Annotated in this window: 13 protein-coding genes, 1 tRNA gene and 2 pseudogenes; 9 read left to right on the top strand and 7 right to left on the bottom strand. The window is 61.1% G+C overall.

What is annotated here, in order from left to right; translation table 11 throughout:
• Nucleotides 1-355: pseudogene (locus E4Q08_RS19525) on the top strand (IS701 family transposase); the annotation flags it as partial.
• Here E4Q08_RS19525 and E4Q08_RS19530 read toward each other — a convergent pair.
• Both E4Q08_RS19530 and E4Q08_RS19535 read right to left on the bottom strand, forming a co-directional pair.
• On the bottom strand, nucleotides 352-732 hold the full coding sequence (locus E4Q08_RS19530; protein ID WP_211203498.1) for a reverse transcriptase family protein: 381 nt from the start codon (nucleotides 730-732) through the stop codon (nucleotides 352-354). The pseudogene E4Q08_RS19525 and the gene E4Q08_RS19530 overlap by 4 nt on opposite strands.
• 885 nt (nucleotides 733-1617) lie before the next feature.
• Nucleotides 1618-1911: pseudogene (locus tag E4Q08_RS19535) on the bottom strand (site-specific integrase); the annotation flags it as partial.
• 175 nt (nucleotides 1912-2086) lie between these two features.
• Between E4Q08_RS19535 and E4Q08_RS19540 the strand changes: the two are divergent.
• The 5 genes from E4Q08_RS19540 (at nucleotide 2087) to E4Q08_RS19560 (ending at nucleotide 6260) form a co-directional block, all read left to right on the top strand.
• Nucleotides 2087-2656: a hypothetical protein gene (locus E4Q08_RS19540; RefSeq protein WP_169071596.1), complete on the top strand. Its 570-nt coding sequence runs from the start codon at nucleotides 2087-2089 to the stop codon at nucleotides 2654-2656.
• Nucleotides 2657-2795: 139 nt separating this feature from the next.
• On the top strand, nucleotides 2796-2981 hold the full coding sequence (locus E4Q08_RS19545; protein WP_169071597.1) for a hypothetical protein: 186 nt from the start codon (nucleotides 2796-2798) through the stop codon (nucleotides 2979-2981).
• 330 nt (nucleotides 2982-3311) lie between these two features.
• A complete protein-coding gene (istA, locus tag E4Q08_RS19550; RefSeq protein ID WP_169071598.1) occupies nucleotides 3312-4892 on the top strand; it encodes an IS21 family transposase in 1581 nt (526 codons plus the stop codon).
• The gene (gene istB, locus E4Q08_RS19555) at nucleotides 4889-5659 is read left to right on the top strand and encodes an IS21-like element helper ATPase IstB (protein WP_169071599.1); all 771 of its coding nucleotides are present in this window, start codon (nucleotides 4889-4891) and stop codon (nucleotides 5657-5659) included. The genes istA and istB overlap by 4 nt, the downstream gene beginning before the upstream one ends.
• A 331-nt stretch (nucleotides 5660-5990) precedes the next feature.
• The gene (locus tag E4Q08_RS19560) at nucleotides 5991-6260 is read left to right on the top strand and encodes a hypothetical protein (protein ID WP_169071600.1); all 270 of its coding nucleotides are present in this window, start codon (nucleotides 5991-5993) and stop codon (nucleotides 6258-6260) included.
• A 203-nt stretch (nucleotides 6261-6463) separates the two neighbouring features.
• Here E4Q08_RS19560 and E4Q08_RS19565 read toward each other — a convergent pair.
• Nucleotides 6464-6537: transfer RNA gene (locus E4Q08_RS19565), tRNA-Thr, on the bottom strand.
• A 142-nt stretch (nucleotides 6538-6679) separates the two neighbouring features.
• On the opposite strand from E4Q08_RS19565, the gene E4Q08_RS19570 reads away from it, so the two are divergent.
• A complete protein-coding gene (locus tag E4Q08_RS19570; RefSeq protein WP_169071601.1) occupies nucleotides 6680-8470 on the top strand; it encodes a GGDEF domain-containing protein in 1791 nt (596 codons plus the stop codon).
• A gap of 42 nt (nucleotides 8471-8512) precedes the next feature.
• Here E4Q08_RS19570 and tcdA read toward each other — a convergent pair whose 3' ends face one another.
• Nucleotides 8513-9313: a tRNA cyclic N6-threonylcarbamoyladenosine(37) synthase TcdA gene (gene tcdA / locus E4Q08_RS19575; RefSeq protein ID WP_169071602.1), complete on the bottom strand. Its 801-nt coding sequence runs from the start codon at nucleotides 9311-9313 to the stop codon at nucleotides 8513-8515.
• Nucleotides 9314-9629: 316 nt separating this feature from the next.
• Between tcdA and E4Q08_RS19580 the strand changes: the two genes are divergently transcribed.
• Both E4Q08_RS19580 and E4Q08_RS19585 read left to right on the top strand, forming a co-directional pair.
• A complete protein-coding gene (locus E4Q08_RS19580) occupies nucleotides 9630-9974 on the top strand; it encodes an FKBP-type peptidyl-prolyl cis-trans isomerase (protein ID WP_034929377.1) in 345 nt (114 codons plus the stop codon).
• A 2-nt stretch (nucleotides 9975-9976) separates the two neighbouring features.
• A complete protein-coding gene (locus tag E4Q08_RS19585) occupies nucleotides 9977-10918 on the top strand; it encodes a pseudouridine synthase (protein WP_248595024.1) in 942 nt (313 codons plus the stop codon).
• A 36-nt stretch (nucleotides 10919-10954) separates the two neighbouring features.
• On the opposite strand, the gene murB is transcribed toward E4Q08_RS19585, so the two are convergent.
• Genes murB through metH form a run of 3 tightly spaced genes read right to left on the bottom strand, consistent with a single transcriptional unit; the run spans nucleotide 10955 to nucleotide 15726 of the window.
• Nucleotides 10955-11992 carry a UDP-N-acetylmuramate dehydrogenase gene (gene murB, locus E4Q08_RS19590; protein ID WP_211203499.1) on the bottom strand — a complete coding sequence of 346 codons (1038 nt, stop codon included), beginning with the start codon at nucleotides 11990-11992 and terminating at the stop codon, nucleotides 10955-10957.
• Nucleotides 11993-12017: 25 nt separating this feature from the next.
• Nucleotides 12018-12782 carry a vitamin B12 dependent-methionine synthase activation domain-containing protein gene (locus E4Q08_RS26255; RefSeq protein WP_372703805.1) on the bottom strand — a complete coding sequence of 255 codons (765 nt, stop codon included), beginning with the start codon at nucleotides 12780-12782 and terminating at the stop codon, nucleotides 12018-12020.
• Nucleotides 12748-15726, bottom strand: a complete 2979-nt coding sequence (gene metH / locus E4Q08_RS19595) for a methionine synthase (protein WP_372703806.1) — start codon at nucleotides 15724-15726, stop codon at nucleotides 12748-12750. The genes E4Q08_RS26255 and metH overlap by 35 nt, the downstream gene beginning before the upstream one ends.
• Nucleotides 15727-15753 lie beyond the last annotated feature (27 nt).

The following is a 15753-nucleotide window of genomic DNA, read 5'->3' on the forward strand; positions in this document are numbered from 1 at the left end:
ACGCATGCAGGCACAGCGCCACTTCATCGAGCGCGCCTTCGAGAATGCGAAAGGTTGCTGTGGGATGGCCGACTACCAGGTACGCAAGTGGCGGGCTTGGTACAACCACATGGCGCTCGTCTGCGTTGCACTACTCTTTCTCGTCAAGGAGCGGCGGCAACACTCACCCTACGCCGAGTTACTGTCCTGTGCCGATGTCGTCGACATGCTCGTGGCGCAGCTCCCGGTGAAGATTCACGGTCGCGAAGACCTCGTGCGAATCATCGCCGAGCGTCATGCACGGCGACAAAGCGCCCGCGACAGCGCCTACCGAAGGCAGCCGCCAGCACCCAAAAATGCCATTAGAATCTGTTAATGTAGAAGTAAATAGGTTCCAGCAGCATCACAATGGCCCGCTGCGCCACCTTGTCTTCGAAGGAAGGAAGGAATGCCCAACCCGCGCTGGCCGCCATCCGCTTTGGCAATATAGTGCCGACGGACTGGTGGCGCTTGGTAACGGCCCGATTTGAGTCGGTCTATCAGACTGAGCAGGTTTTCCTGCAACTTCACTTCATACTCCTGCGCCGTCTGACCATCAACTCCCACCGCGCCATCTTTGCGCGTGCATTCATAGGCATAGTGCATCCACTCGTAGTCAATGTAATGGTTTAAGGAAGTCAATGCCATTTCGCGGGTGCTTCTCGCCAAGCTGGCTATTCGCTCCTGTTTCGTTGACACGTTGTCAGGTTTCAAAGCACCCTCCATGCTTCTCAAAAGCGATTCTGTACGACAGTGCCCCGCTTTTCTCGGTCGGGTTCGCGCGAGCCGCGTTCCCCGACGTCATCAGTACTATCAAGGCACTAAGACTTCCTGTGCCGAATACGGGGTCACTTATGGATTCGCTTCCCCGCTCCAACTCTTGTCTTCGTCGTTCGCTCCCTTGGCAGTGAAGACACCCACCAGGGCCTGGCCCAGCCCCGTGCTCAGGGCTGCTTGAGTTGGTCGAATACACAGGATCTCCCAGGTTCCTGGGCAATCCATCCCATACCTCTGCCCCGCTCTCAGATCCCGGCCGGCCCGCCGTTGCCTTACCTTGACGGCAACGTGGTGCTGTCCCCAGGCCCTTGACACTGAAGACGCCAACATTAGCGATTTCGAGACTCAATCACGCGGCTTTGATATCTGCTGCCTACGCTTCAAGTAGTGCGTTACCACACTCGCATGCAAGGCTCGCTTCCGGCTGGTGGTTAGCCTTTACCGGGCGGGAGTCGAACCCGCTGGACTACTACGAACGGTTTCCGTTTTTTCACTTCCTCCGTTCCCAGGCTTAGCCTGGCGCTACCAGGGTGCGCTCCGCCAGGCTGCATAGTGCCGCAGCCTGCCCTTGACCCGTCTCCGAGTCAGCAAGCCCCTCACGCTCGTGATTATTTATGACACGAAAAGAAGAAAAAGACAAACAAAGTCAAACCATTACAACACATCACTTTTGTCGACCAAATCCTGATCATCATCGTGATGGTACTTTGAACATCCATCACACATCGTGATTTGTCGACAAACCATGGAGTTATCGACAAGGCCATCAACTTGCCTGACCAAAGTGGGACGATTTCCCCTCAATGGAGATGACCGTGCTCACTTGATCAGACCGGGCATCGCCCAAGGCTGACGCAAGACGTGCTCGTCGTAGAACTTCAAGCCATACAGATCCAGCTTGACGGAACTCCACGAGTGCGACGCCACCAACTCGGTGAAGTAGTCCAGCAACTGCTGCTCGGACAGTGCATCGATTTGATGATCAAAGCGCTCGCCAATCCGCCGGATGGCGCGCGAGTAGGCCTCGATCGTCTTCGGCTGCAGACCCTTGAGCGTCAGGTGTTGTAGATGCCATTCGTAGTTGCGGGCAAACGTTGCTTCCGTTGATGTGCTCATCGTAAGATGACCTCCAGTTTCGTTAGGGGAGAGTCCCTCGGTTGAGGGGGAGGTCACATTGTGATGCGAGTGCGTCGCCACCGGATCCTCCGCACAGCGGCTTCGTCCAACAACCGGTTGCAGCGGACGGTCCGCTGCGCGGCCCGCTGCTGAACCGGAGCGTTGGGGGTCTTGAGTGCATCGCGCCACGAAGAAGGTTGCCAAGTGGTACGGAGCCTGGGCGCTCGCCTTGGTCACTATCGCGGCTCTCGGCAACTCCTTCAGTGGTCACGGCGAATACGGTATCTCCACTCATCTCTGGCTTACGATCACTGGCCTCCCGCTCTCTCTTCTCTCGTGGTATCTCCCGAACGGCACCGTCTTGGGCGTTCTGGCTGCCGGTCTCATCGGCACAGGCCAGTGGACGGTTGTTGCCGAGGCCAACGCCCGTTGGGAGGCATGGCGCCAAACGCATGTCCCAACAAGAGCACCGCTGCTGTCTCCGCGCACGAAGTTGCGGCTCCTTTGGGTAATGGCACTTCTTTCTCCGCTTGCTGCCAGCTACGGTCTGCTGTCCGTCTACTTCTATGCTTGGCTTAACGCCACTGGTTCTTGGTCCGCCGAGCGCGCTTCCCTCTGGTCTGGCGTTGCGTTCGCCTTCTTCTGCGTCTTTGGAGTGGTGTCGGTTGTTACCATCAGGTTGCTTCTGCGGCACTACAACAGTCTCCCACGCCTTCCCGATCGAGACGAAGTGAAAAACCCATGACTGTTTTCGCCCAGACCCCCAACCCCTCCGGCAACCGGACCGCCTGCAAGCTGCGCTTGCAGGTTCACTCCGGCCTTCGGCCTCCGCCGGCAGGTTACGTCGAACGTTCGGCCTTTCTTCCACCAATGAGAAGCCTCAAATGAGAAGTACAAGTTTCGGTTTCGGTACCGTCAGGATTATTTCTTCGGTCATGCTACTGGCGTCGGTTCTCCTTTCTGGTTGTTCCGATCCCAAGAGCTATGAAGTAACGAAACTGACTGAGGAGCCGCGCAAAGAACTTGGGCAGAAGCTCACCTCGGACGAAGGACAAAAGCTGGCTGGCTGATGAGGAACGTCATCACGGGAAAAGAGCCGCCCGTTGGAACGACGGTTGCTATGGCACAAAATGAAGCATGAGTGGATGACCTTCAAAAACCGGACCGCCGAGATGCTTGAGGCAGATGTCGGTAAAATCCTGGACGGCTTTGGCTCTGATTGTCGGATGACTTTTTGCTAACCCCCCGTTGGCCGGTCAAATTCCCCCACCTTTGGTCACTTCAAAATCCCCCACCCTGAAGGTCGCGTGACGGAGCAATAAGGCCCCGTTTTTGGCGCTTTCGGAGTACCGCCCGGCAGGACGTAATCTTCCCCCTTCGATTATTGAAGGGAGTCTGGAGTGAACGTCTTGAAGCCACATCTGCAAACCACGGTCTTCACCCTGCTGGCCGCCGGGAAGAGCCAGCACGAAATTGCCCGCATCACCGAAATCGATCGCAAGACGATCCGCTGCCTGGCGCGGCGTTTTTCGAGCGAAGAGGCAAATTCCCCCGGGGTGGCCACCGGCCCTCTCGGTCAAATTCCCCCACCCCGACCACCGGCGCCGAGCCGGCCATCGACTTCCGCCTGCGAGCCTCATCGCGCCTTCATCGAAGCGCAGTTATCGCTTCGCCGCAACTTCACGGCGATCTACCAGGACCTGGTCGATCAGTTCGGCTTTGCCGCCAGCTATAACAGCGTCAAGCGCTTTGCCGGGACGCTGATCGCACGCGAGCCGGCCCAGTTTGACCGACTGGAATTCGCCCCCGGCGAAGAGGCGCAGGTCGACTATGGCGAAGGGGCGCTGACGCTTCACCCCGGTACCGAGCGCTATCGCCGGCCGCGTCTGTTTGTCATGACCCTGCGCTATTCCCGGCGTAGCTTTCGGCGGGTGGTCTGGAAGTCCAGCCAGGAAGCCTGGGCCAGACTGCACGAGCAGGCCTGGCGGTATTTCGGCGGCAGCAGCCAGTACGTGGTACTCGACAACCTGAAGGAAGGGGTCATCAAGCCCGACTTGTACGAGCCGCAGCTCAACCCGGTCTACGCGGCCGTACTCGCGCATTACGGCGTCGTGGCCGACCCCGCACGGGTCCGGGATCCGAATCGCAAAGGCAGCGTCGAGAACGCCATTCAGCATACCCAGAACACGGCGCTCAAAGGCCGACGCTTCGCCTCGATCGAGGAGCAGAACGCCTTCCTCGAACAGTGGGAGACGCGCTGGGCAGCGCAACGCATTCACGGCAGCGCCAAGCGCCAGGTCGAGGCGATGTTCCAGGAGGAACGTCCGCTGCTCAAGCCCTTGCCTTTGCAGGGCTTCGCGTATTTCACCGAGTCGCTACGCACGGTCTGCGACGACAGCTGTGTACGCGTCGAGCACAGCAGCTATGCCGCCCGTCCGGCGCCTATCGGCAGCCGTGTGCTGGTCCGCCTGTTCGAGCAGCACCTCGAGATCCGCGATTTCCAGTCACAGGCCTTGCTGCGTACCCACCCCCGGGCGACGCAACCGGGCAGCGTGATCTTGCCCGACGAGGAGCGCCCTTTCAATCCGTCGCGGGAAACGCGTCGCATCTTGACCCAGGCCAAGACCATCGGCCCGGCCACCGAGCAGTTGTGCCAGTGCCTCTTTGAGCAAGAGGGGCGCGTTGGTCAGCGCCGCCTGTGGGGCATCGTCAGCCTGGCCAAGCGTTACCCCCGCACGCTGATCGACCGTGCCTGCGCGATGGCCCTGCACGACGGCGTGCGCAGCTATCCACAGATCCAGGCGCTCACCGAGCGCCTGCTCAACGAAGCTCTGGCCGATATCGATACCCCGGTGCAGGGGGAGCTGGCGTTGACCCAGGACGACCGTTTGATTCGCGCCGCCGAGGACTACGGCGACCTGTTCTCCCTTGGCGCTCAAAAGAGCGCCGCTTTGTCACTTCCCCTGGAGGATTCCAAATGAGCATGACCCTGAACGAGATCGAACGTGCGCTGCGCGACCTTCGCCTGTCCGGCATTCGCGCCACCCTGGAAACCCGCGTGCTGCAAGCACAAGCGAATCAGGCGCCTTTCCTGGAAACCTTCTCGATGATTCTGCAGGATGAACTGGACCGGCGCCGTTCGCGTTTGCTGGATCGCCGTTACCAGCAGTCGGGTCTGGACGAGCGCGCGACCTTGACGGACTTCGACTGGCGCTTCAATCCGAAGCTGCCGCGGCAGGCGTGCTTCGAGCTGCATACGCTGAAATTCGTCGCCGAAGGCCAGAACGCGCTGATCATCGGCAAGCCGGGCACGGGCAAAAGCCGGATCGCCAAGGCGGTGGCTTACCAGGCGACCCTGCAGGGCCTGGATGTGCGGGTGCTCGAGGCCGACAGTGTCTTTGCCAGCTACGCGCTGTGCAGTGGCGCCGATCAGCAGCGGCAACTGCGTCCCTGGCTCGACGCCGACCTGCTGGTACTGGACGATCTCTTCCTGGCCCGGCGCATCAGCGACAGTGCGGGCGAGTTGCTGCAAACGTTGGTTCATCAGCGTTACAAGGCGCGCCGCAGCCTGGTGGTGACCTCCAACCGGGTGGTCCAGGACTGGGGCAAATACCTGGGCGACAATACGATGGCCAGCACGATTCTCGACCGGCTGATGCATCGCTCGCATCTGCTCGAGTTTGAAGGCCACAGCTATCGGCTTAAAGAGGCGGCGACGCGCTTCGCACAGCAGCCCTCAGATCGCTGATGCGCCGCTTCGAACCCACGGCCGGCGCTTGCTTTGGCGACCTCTTGCGCTCATCCACCACGCTTTGGGGCGCGGCCCCAAACCCCGCGTTCGCCACGTGGCAGCCGCCAGGAGCGTGGGGTCGCTACGCGCTGTCAAGCGGCTTTCGCGGCATAAACGGGCGGCAAACAACGCCGCCCATTTATTCCACGGTCCACTTGACAGCGCTTCGCTCCCTCCGGCCAGGATCAGCACTGCCACAGCAAACTCGTTCCCCTTGAACTCACCCCAGCGTTACGCAGTAACGAGCGCACAAGCCCGTTACTGCGTAACGCAATCTCCGGAGACAAATATGGCCAAGACCGCCGCTCAAAGACAAGCCGCCTACCGCGCCCGTCGCCCTCATGCCGGCGAGGACGGCAACGGCGAACGCCGCCTCAATCTGTGGGTCAGTACGCACACCGATTTGGCCATCGAACGATTGGCTCGCCGTTACTGCGTAACGAAACGCGAGATCGTCGAGCGCTTGGTCATCGCCGTGGATGATCGCATCATCGCCACCCTCGATATCGATGCACCCGAGTGGGATCAGTACTTCACCGCCGCTTCCGTTACGCAGTAACGGACTCCTAATTCACCAACAACGGCGGGTAAAAAACCGGCCCGCCGCCATCGACTGCATTACAATTTCTACGGTCCTGCCTGGGGGAGTTTGGGTGGCCATAAGTGGGGGAGTTTGAAGTGACCAACGGGGTGCTAACCGCTTACACGAAGCCGGCATTTACGCTGGCATTCTTGCTGACACTCACTAATTACTTGATTTTTTGGTGCCCCCACGCGGAATCGAACCACGACCTGATGATTACAAATCAACTGCACGACCTTCATGCTACGGGGGCACAGAGAGTGTCACTGGTGCGAATTATAGCCGACCTTGATGCTTGCTGGATCATTTTGAGCTTCTCGGTCAGGCACGAGCAGCTGTTCTTTGCGTCGCAATCCACTGTTAGAATGCCCTGACTGATTATTCGGTAGAATGCTATGCCATCCCCCTCGAACCCCTCGGAAATTGCTCGCGAAACCCTTCGTCTGCTGGCTTCCAGGCGCATTTCTCCCTCTCCCGAGAACTATCGGGACATCTATAACGAGATTGCGGGCACCTCCGGCAATCTCGCAGAAAATTTCCCCAAACGCGAGCTGCAGGCGCTACAGACCGCCCTACCCAAAGAGACCGCCGTTCAGCAAAAGCTGGTGAAGCGATTCGAACAGGCACTCAAGGGCAGGAACTGGGATGAGCTTCGCGACGGTATTGCCGAGTTGGTCAAGCAACTTGCCAATGAGCACGAGTTGCCCTGGAGTGATTTGTTCCGCGACTTCCTGCGCCAGTGGGAAAACAAGCAAGCAGGACTGACCGTGGCGCGCAAGCGGGAGGCGATCGAGCGAGTGCTGGTGGCCGCTGCAGGCAATAGTGAGCTGCTGTTCGGACGCCTGCAGGGTCTGGTGAAGTCGTGGGCAGGCAGTGCACCGGCAGACGGGGACATCCCTCTGGTGGATCCCGGAACCATCGCGATGCCTGAGGCCAGTTTGCCGCTCGTCGGCGACATCGTCGCAGACAGTGCCACGCGTACGAGCGAATTGTCGAGCGATCTGCGCGATCTTTTCGCGTATACCTTCGAAGATCTGGTCACGACACAACTCGTGGATGAACCGGAGCTGGCGGCCGATGCCCGCATGCTGGCGCACAAAGTTCGCTGCGCCACTTCCCCTTCCGCGCAGCAAGGCTTGCTGGCTGGCATCAAGCGCTTTGCATTCCGTCTGGAGATCCTGGCCGAAGACCGTGCCGAACTGCGTGCGGGCTTGCTCAATCTATTGCAATTGCTGATCGAAAACGTGGGCGAACTGGTCACTGAAGACCGCTGGCTGGCGGGGCAGATCGACATCGTCCGCGACATCGTTGCCAGCCCTTTGAACATCCGTTCCATTGGCGATGCCGAGGGCCGGCTCAAGGAGGTCATCTACAAGCAGAGCCAGCTCAAACGCAGCCTCAACGAAGCCAGGGAAAGCCTCAAGCAGATGCTGGCCGGGTTTGTCGACCATCTGGCAGAATTTGCTGATTCGACCTCTGACTATCACGACAAGATCGAATATTGTGCGCACCGGATCAGCATGGCCGAGGACATCACGCAACTCGAAGATGTGCTCGCCGAAGTGATTCGTGAGACGCGCATCATCCAGCTCAACGCTCAGCGCTCGCGTGACGAGCTGCGCGCCGCGAAACAGCGCGTCAGCGAAGCCGAGGCGCGCATCGGCGAACTGCAGGTGGAGCTCGACCGCGCCAGCACACTGGTTCGTCATGACCAGCTGACCGGTGCACTCAACCGCCGCGGTCTTGAGGAAGCATTCGAGAAGGAAGTCGCGCGTGCGCAGCGTCGCCAGTCGACCCTCTGCGTGGCCCTGCTCGACATTGACAACTTCAAGAAACTCAACGATTCGCTCGGCCACGACGCCGGCGACGCGGCCCTGATACACCTTGCCACCGTGATTCGGGAGACGATGCGTCCGCAGGACACGGTCGCCCGCTTTGGTGGCGAGGAGTTCATCATCGTACTGCCGGATACGTCGGTCGGGGATGCGCAGACAGCCATTGTCCGCCTGCAGCGTGAACTGACCCGACGCATTTTTCTGCATAACAACGACCGCCGACTGATCACCTTCAGTGCCGGGGTGACTGACCTGCAGCCCGGTGATACCCAGGTTTCGGTCACCAAGCGAGCAGACGAAGCCATGTATATGGCCAAACAGTCAGGAAAAAACCGGGTAATGATCGGCTGATGGGAAAGCGCCGGCAGCGTGCTCAGCCGTGGAACAGGCTCCTCAGGTTAGTTCACAGGCTACCGGCGATGGTCTGCCAGCCAGATACTTGAGTACTTCTCCGGCGGCCAGCAGCCCGAAAGGAGCGGTCACGCAAACCGATGAACCAAAGCCGGCACAACTCAGGCCGCTCAGCGTCTGTGGCTGCTCGCAGGAGTTGCTGCGCTCGGGGTAGCATAATGGTTCGCTGGAAAATATGGCCGGAACCCCGAATTTCTTCTTCGCCTCGCGGGTAAATCCATACTCTTTCCGCAGGAGCGAACGTACTTTGCAGAGCAGCGGATCCTGGATGGTGACCGCAAGATCGGCAATCTGGATGCGCGTTGGATCGATCTGGCCGCCGGCAGCGCCGGTGGTGATCAGCGGCACACCACTGCGTTTTGCCCAGGCGATCATCGCTGCCTTGGTGCGCACTTGATCAATGGCATCGATGAGGTAATCGAAGTCTCCGTCAAGCAGTGCGTCAACATTCTCCGGCGTCACGAAATCCTCGATTTCTCTGAGCACGCAGTCCGGGTTGATGGCTCGGATCCGTTGCGCCATGGCACTAACCTTGGCCTTGCCGAATTCGCCGTCGAGTGCGTGCACCTGACGGTTGACATTGGATTCGACGATCATGTCGAGATCGATCAGTGTGATCCTGCCGACCGCCGAACGCGCCAGTCCCTCTGCCGCCCATGAACCGACGCCACCGATGCCGACGACCGCGATATGCGCTTTCTCGAAACGCTGCAAGGCATCCGCACCATAGAGGCGGGCGATGCCGCCGAAGCGGCGCAAGCGATCGACAGGTGTTTCGCTCATTGCGTCTCCGGGGTTCGCCGGATGCTCCACTGGCATGGCTCGATCGATTCGCGCGTACCTTGCTGTCGGCAAGCGGCGTTACTGGTCTGGCTGTGCATGGGGCGTATTTCCGGCAAATGGTACTGCCGAGTGTAACCGAAAGCCGGGGTGCAAGTGCATGCCGCCCAGGGCAATATGGCAACCCTCGCGGTAGGCAGTCAGGCACGTTCCGGCAGCGGTTTGTGCGCATGCAGATCGTGGTGTAATTGTCCGAATTCAACTCGCCGCAAGAGGCCATGCTGGGCTAAACTTGCGGTTTTTTTGATCAGGAGTTTACATGCCCATTGTCACCACACCCAGTGGCTTACAGATCGAAGAGATCATTGTTGGCAGCGGTCCCACCGCCAGCGCCGGTCAGCACGTCATCGTGCATTACACGGGCTGGCTGGCCGATGGCAAGAAATTCGATTCGAGCGTCGATCGCAACGAACCCTTCCGCTTTCCGCTCGACGGGAAACACGTCATTGCCGGCTGGGAAGAAGGTGTGCCGGGGATGAGCGTCGGCGGCATCCGTAAACTTACCATTCCCGCCGATCTCGCTTACGGTGCCCGTGGCGCTGGAAAATTGATACCGCCAAACGCGAAGCTGGTATTCGAGATCGAACTGCTCGACATCGCCTGAGGATGGCCGACAGGCCACGCAGGACGTCCAGTCTGCTACCAGGGACAAGCGCTTCGGCAGCCTTCGGCCGCCCCTTGCCACACGGCGGCACGACCAGGCAAAAACCGGCGGCAGCCCTTGCCGCCGGCGCGCCGGACAGGAACGAAGCGCAGCACCAGGTCAGCGCCGGCGCAAAGCGCTCCACGGCTGCCCCGGTTCCGGCGGGTAGGGTGCTGCCTGACGGCGTACGCATCTCCAAGCTGATGGCCGAGCGAGGCCTGTGTTCGCGCCGCGATGCCGATGAATACATTGCGCGTGGCTGGGTTTACGTGGATGGACGGCAGGTCAGCGAACTCGGGACGCGCGCGGCTCCAGGTGCCGTCATCACCCTCAACCGGCAAGCGCAGGCGAATCAGCAAAGCCGGCTGACGATTCTGCTGAACAAGCCGATAGGTTATGTCTCGGGTCAGCCGGAACCTGGCTGCAAGCCGGCGGTGACATTGATTCGACCAGAAACACAGTATCGCATGCCGGACACGCCGGCCTTCCATCCGGCCTGCCTGAAGGGACTGGCACCTGCAGGCAGGCTGGACATTGATTCGACCGGCCTGCTCATCCTGACTCAGGACGGGCGAGTGGCACGCCAGTTGATTGGCGAAAACTCGATGATCGACAAGGAGTATCTGGTACGCGTCGAAGGCCATCTCGATGCCGGAGGCCTGGCCCTGCTGCAGCACGGGCTCAGCCTCGACGACCGCAAGCTGAAGCCGGCCCAGGTCGCATGGCTCAACGACGATCAGCTTCGCTTCGTTCTCCATGAGGGGCGCAAACGACAGATCCGGCGGATGTGCGAGCTGGTCGGGCTGCACGTGACCGGCCTCAAGCGCGTGCGCGTCGGGGCAGTCAGACTCGGCGACCTGCCGCTCGGTCAATGGCGCTTCCTGCGCCCCGACGAAAGGTTCTGATGGGTTCTGACGGAACGCATCTGGTCTGCCGATCGTTCAGAGAAAGACCGGCTCGGGCGTCAGTTCAACGCCAAAACGCTCGCGCACAGCGGCCTGCACGGCCTTCGCCAGAGCGATCACCTCGGCTCCCGAAGCGCCGCCGCGATTGACCAGCACCAGCGCCTGCTTCTCGTACATCCCCACCGGGCCGAGGTTGCGGCCTTTCCAGCCGCTCTGTTCGATCAACCAGCCGGCGGCGAGTTTGACGCGGCCATCGACCTGCGGGTAACGTGGCAGACCCGGAAACCGGTTGGCCAGTCGCTCACCGGCCGCCGCGTCCACCAGTGGGTTGTGGAAGAAGCTGCCAGCGTTGGGCAGAACCGCCGGATCGGGAAGTTTGCGGCGGCGGACATGGGTCACTGCTGCAGCGATTTGCCGGGCATTCGGGTTGGCGATCTGTTGTTGATCGAGCTCGGCAGCCAGGTCGGCGTAACCGGTCAGTGGCTGCCAGGCTTTCGGCAGGCGGAGAGTCACGTGCGTGACCACCCGACCAGCGTCGAGGTGCCAGCCCTGTTGTTTGAAGACGCTGTCGCGGTAGGCAAAGCGACAGGCTGCGCGATCGATGTGCAGCGTCTTGCCGCTTTGCATGTCGCAGGCTTCGAGCGACAGGAAGCGATCGGCGATTTCCAGCCCGTAGGCACCGATGTTCTGGATCGGTGCTGCGCCGACCGTGCCGGGGATCAATGCCAGATTTTCGAGTCCCGGCCAGCCCTGCTCTAGGGTCCAGCGTACCAGTTGATGCCAGTTCTCGCCGGCACCGGCGCGCACATACCAGGCGTCGTCATCTTCGGCGAGCAGTTGTCGGCCACCGATCGCCATGTGCAGCAGCAGACCGTCAAAGTCGCCGGAGAGCACCAGGTTGCTGCCCGCCCCGAGAACGAAGCGGCGAGGCACGCTGCTGCCGGTGAGTCGTGCCAGTTGACCGGCAGCGGTGATCTCGGCATAGAACGCGGCCCGGCCGGGCAAGGCCAGCGTCGTCCGCTTTGCCAGATCGACGTCACGCTTCACGAAATCCGGCAGTTGTCGGTCACTCATGAATGACGTTCTGCGGCGCCTGTGCTCAGAGCAGCGGTGCCAGCCAGCGTTGCGCTTCGCTGACGCTGAAGCCGGCGCGCTGCGCCCAGTCTTCGAGCTGGTCATGGGCGATCTTGCTGACCGCAAAATAACGCGCCTGCGGGTGCGCCAGATAGAAACCGGAAACTGCTGCCGCGGGCGTCATGGCGAAGGATTCGGTCAAACCCATGCCGGCATTGCGCGGTGCATCGAGCAGCTCGAAGAGCGGACCCTTGGCGGTATGATCGGGGCAGGCCGGATAGCCGGGCGCCGGCCGAATACCGCGATAGTCCTCACGGATCAGCGCTTGGCAGTCGAGAATTTCGTCACTGGCGTAGCCCCAGTAGTCGCGCCGTACTTCTGCGTGCAACCATTCGGCACAGGCTTCGGCCAAGCGGTCGGCGATCGCCTTCAGCAGAATCGAACGGTAATCGTCGTGGGCGGCGGCGAATTCGGCGAGCTTTTCCTCGATGCCGAAACCCGCGCCGACGGCAAAGGCGCCGATCCAGTCCGGCGTGCCGCGCTCGGCCACATAGTCGCTCAGGCAGTAGTGCGGCTTGCCCGCCGGGCGCTCGTGCTGCTGGCGCAGGTTGTGCCAGCTCAGCAATTTCTCGCTGCGTGATTCGTCGGCATAGATTTCGATGTCGTCACCGACGGCATTGGCCGGGAAGAGGCCAAAGACGGCGTTGGCACTCAACCACTTCTCGCTGACGACTCTTTCCAGCATCGCCTGCGCGTCACTGAAAACGGCGCGGGCGGTCGGGCCGACCACGGCATCGTCGAGGATCTTCGGGTAGCTGCCGGCAAGATCCCAGGTCTGAAAAAAAAGGTCCCCAGTCGATGAAATCGGCGAGGATCGCGAGGTCGACATTGCGCAGCACGTGCAGCCCCGGCTTTTTCGGCACCGCCGGTCGATAGCTGGGATCGTTGTTCCACACGAAGCGCTTGCTGCGTGCCGTTTGCAGCGTCACCAGCGGGATGCCCTTCTTGTTGGCGTGCTGTGCGCGCACCTTGGCGTAGTCGGCAACGATCTCGTCCCGAAAAGCAGCAGCATGGTCGATCGAAAGGAGGCGGGTGACAACACCGACCGCGCGTGAGGCATCGGGGACATAGACCACCGGTCCGGAATAGTTCGGCGCGATCTTGATCGCCGTGTGCGCACGGCTGGTCGTTGCTCCACCGATCAGGAGCGGTACCGGCGAGCCACCATCGACCACGGCGGCAAATCCGAGACGCTCCATCTCGGCCGCGACATGGCTCATTTCCTCGAGCGACGGGGTGATCAGGCCGGACAGGCCGACGGCCTGTGCAGCATGCTCCCTGGCAGCGTGCAGGATCTTGTCGCAGGAGACCATGACGCCGAGGTCGATGACCTCGTAGCCATTGCAGCTCAGCACCACGCCGACGATGTTCTTGCCGATGTCGTGTACGTCGCCCTTGACCGTGGCCATCACGATCCGGCCCTTGCTGCGGACACCGGTGCGCAGTTTTTCGGCCTCGATGAAGGGAATCAGGTGCGCGACCGCCTGTTTCATCACTCGTGCCGACTTGACCACCTGCGGCAGGAACATCTTGCCGGCGCCAAAGAGGTCGCCAACGACGTTCATGCCATTCATCAATGGACCTTCGATCACCGACAGTGGTGGCTTGCCTTCAGCTTCCAGCGCGGCGCGGCATTCCTCGGTGTCGGCGACGACGAAATCGGTGATTCCCTTGACCAGGGCATGCGAGAGACGCTCTTCGACCGGCAGTTCGCGCCAGGCGAGGTCGGGGCCGCTGTCCCTGGCCTGGCCTTCGCGCACCGTCTGGGCAAATTCGACCAGCGCCTCGCCGGCATCGGGGCGGCGGTTCAGGACCACGTCCTCGACCTTCTCGCGCAGCACCGGGTCGAGTTCGTCATAGACTCCGAGCATGCCGGCGTTGACGATGCCCATTGACAGTCCGGCCTGGATCGCGTGGTAGAGGAAGACGGTGTGGATCGCTTCGCGGACCGGATCGTTGCCGCGAAACGAGAAGGAGACATTGGATACCCCTCCGGAAATCTGCGCACCCGGCAGGTGCGCGCGAATCCAGGAACAGGCCTCGATGAAGTCGACGGCGTAGTGGTTGTGCTCTTCGATGCCGGTGGCGATGGCGAAGATGTTCGGGTCGAAGATGATGTCCTCGGGTGGGAAAGCCGCCTGTTCGGTGAGCAGCTGATAGGCGCGCGCGCAGATTTCGGTCTTGCGCGTGTAGGTGTCGGCCTGTCCGCTCTCATCGAAAGCCATGACCACCACCGCCGCACCGTAACGGCGCGCCAGCCTGGCCTGGCGCAGGAATTCGGCCTCGCCCTCCTTCATCGAGATCGAGTTGACGATGCCCTTGCCCTGAATGCACTTGAGACCCGCCTCGATGACCTCCCATTTCGACGAGTCGATCATGATCGGTACGCGTGCGATGTCCGGTTCGCTGGCGATCAGCTTGAGGAAGCGATCCATGGCCGCTTGCGAATCGAGCATCGCTTCGTCCATGTTGATGTCGATCACCTGCGCGCCGTTTTCGACCTGCTGGCGGGCAACCGCCAGCGCAGCGTCGAAGCGGCCTTCGAGAATCATGCGGGCGAAGGCACGCGAGCCGGTGACGTTGGTCCGCTCGCCGACATTGACGAACAGCGACTCTTTGCCGACGTTGAAGGGCTCGAGACCGGACAGGCGCAGTTTTCTTTCGATCTGCGGGATGGCGCGCGGCTTGACACCAGCAACACGGCTGGCGATCGCCGCGATATGTTCGGGCGTGGTGCCGCAGCAGCCACCGACGATATTGACGAAACCTTTCCTTGCCCAGTCGGCGATTTCGGCGGCCAGTTGTGCAGGTGTTTCGTCGTAGCCGCCGAAAGCATTCGGCAGGCCGGCGTTCGGGTGCGCCGAAACGAAGCAGTCGCAGAGCTGTGACAATTCCTCGACGTACTGGCGCAACTCGCCGGCACCGAGGGCGCAGTTGAGCCCGAAGCTCAGCGGGCGGACATGCTTCAGCGAGTTCCAGAATGCTTCGGCGGTCTGCCCCGAGAGGGTCCGTCCCGAGGCGTCGGTGATCGTTCCGGAAATCATCACCGGCCAGCGGCGACCGGTCTCATCGAAGTGTCGTTCGATGGCAAACAACGCCGCCTTGGCGTTCAGCGTGTCGAAAACGGTCTCGACCAGCAGGAGGTCGGCACCGCCATCGCAGAGTCCGCGGATGGCTTCGGCGTAGGTGCCGACCAGTTCGTCGAAGCTGGTATTGCGGTAGCCGGGGTCATTGACGTCCGGCGAGATCGAAGCGGTGCGCGAGGTCGGCCCGATGACGCCGGCGACAAAGCGGGGCCTGGCCGGATCCCTGGCGGTGAATTCGTCGCACACCGCCCGTGCCAGTTGCGCGCCGGCCACGTTCAGCTCATATACGATGGCTTCGAGATGGTAATCGGCCTGCGAGACGCGGGTCGAATTGAAGGTGTTGGTTTCGATGATGTCCGCGCCGGCAGCCAGATACTCGGCATGGATCGCGCGGATGACCTCTGGTCGAGTCAGCAGTAACAGGTCGTTATTGCCCTTGAGATCATGCGCATGCGTCGCGAAGCGACTGCCACGATAATCCGCCTCCTGCAGACCCTGGCGCTGAATCATCGTTCCCATCGCGCCGTCGAGAATCAGGATGTGCTGTTCGAGGCGGGTTGTCAGTTCGGCAGTACGGTCGGCTTGCATGCATGGTTCCTTGTTTCGTTTGCTTGT

It is taken from the genome of Candidatus Accumulibacter contiguus (genome assembly GCF_012940005.1).
Taxonomy (GTDB): Bacteria; Pseudomonadota; Gammaproteobacteria; order Burkholderiales; family Rhodocyclaceae; genus Accumulibacter; species Accumulibacter contiguus.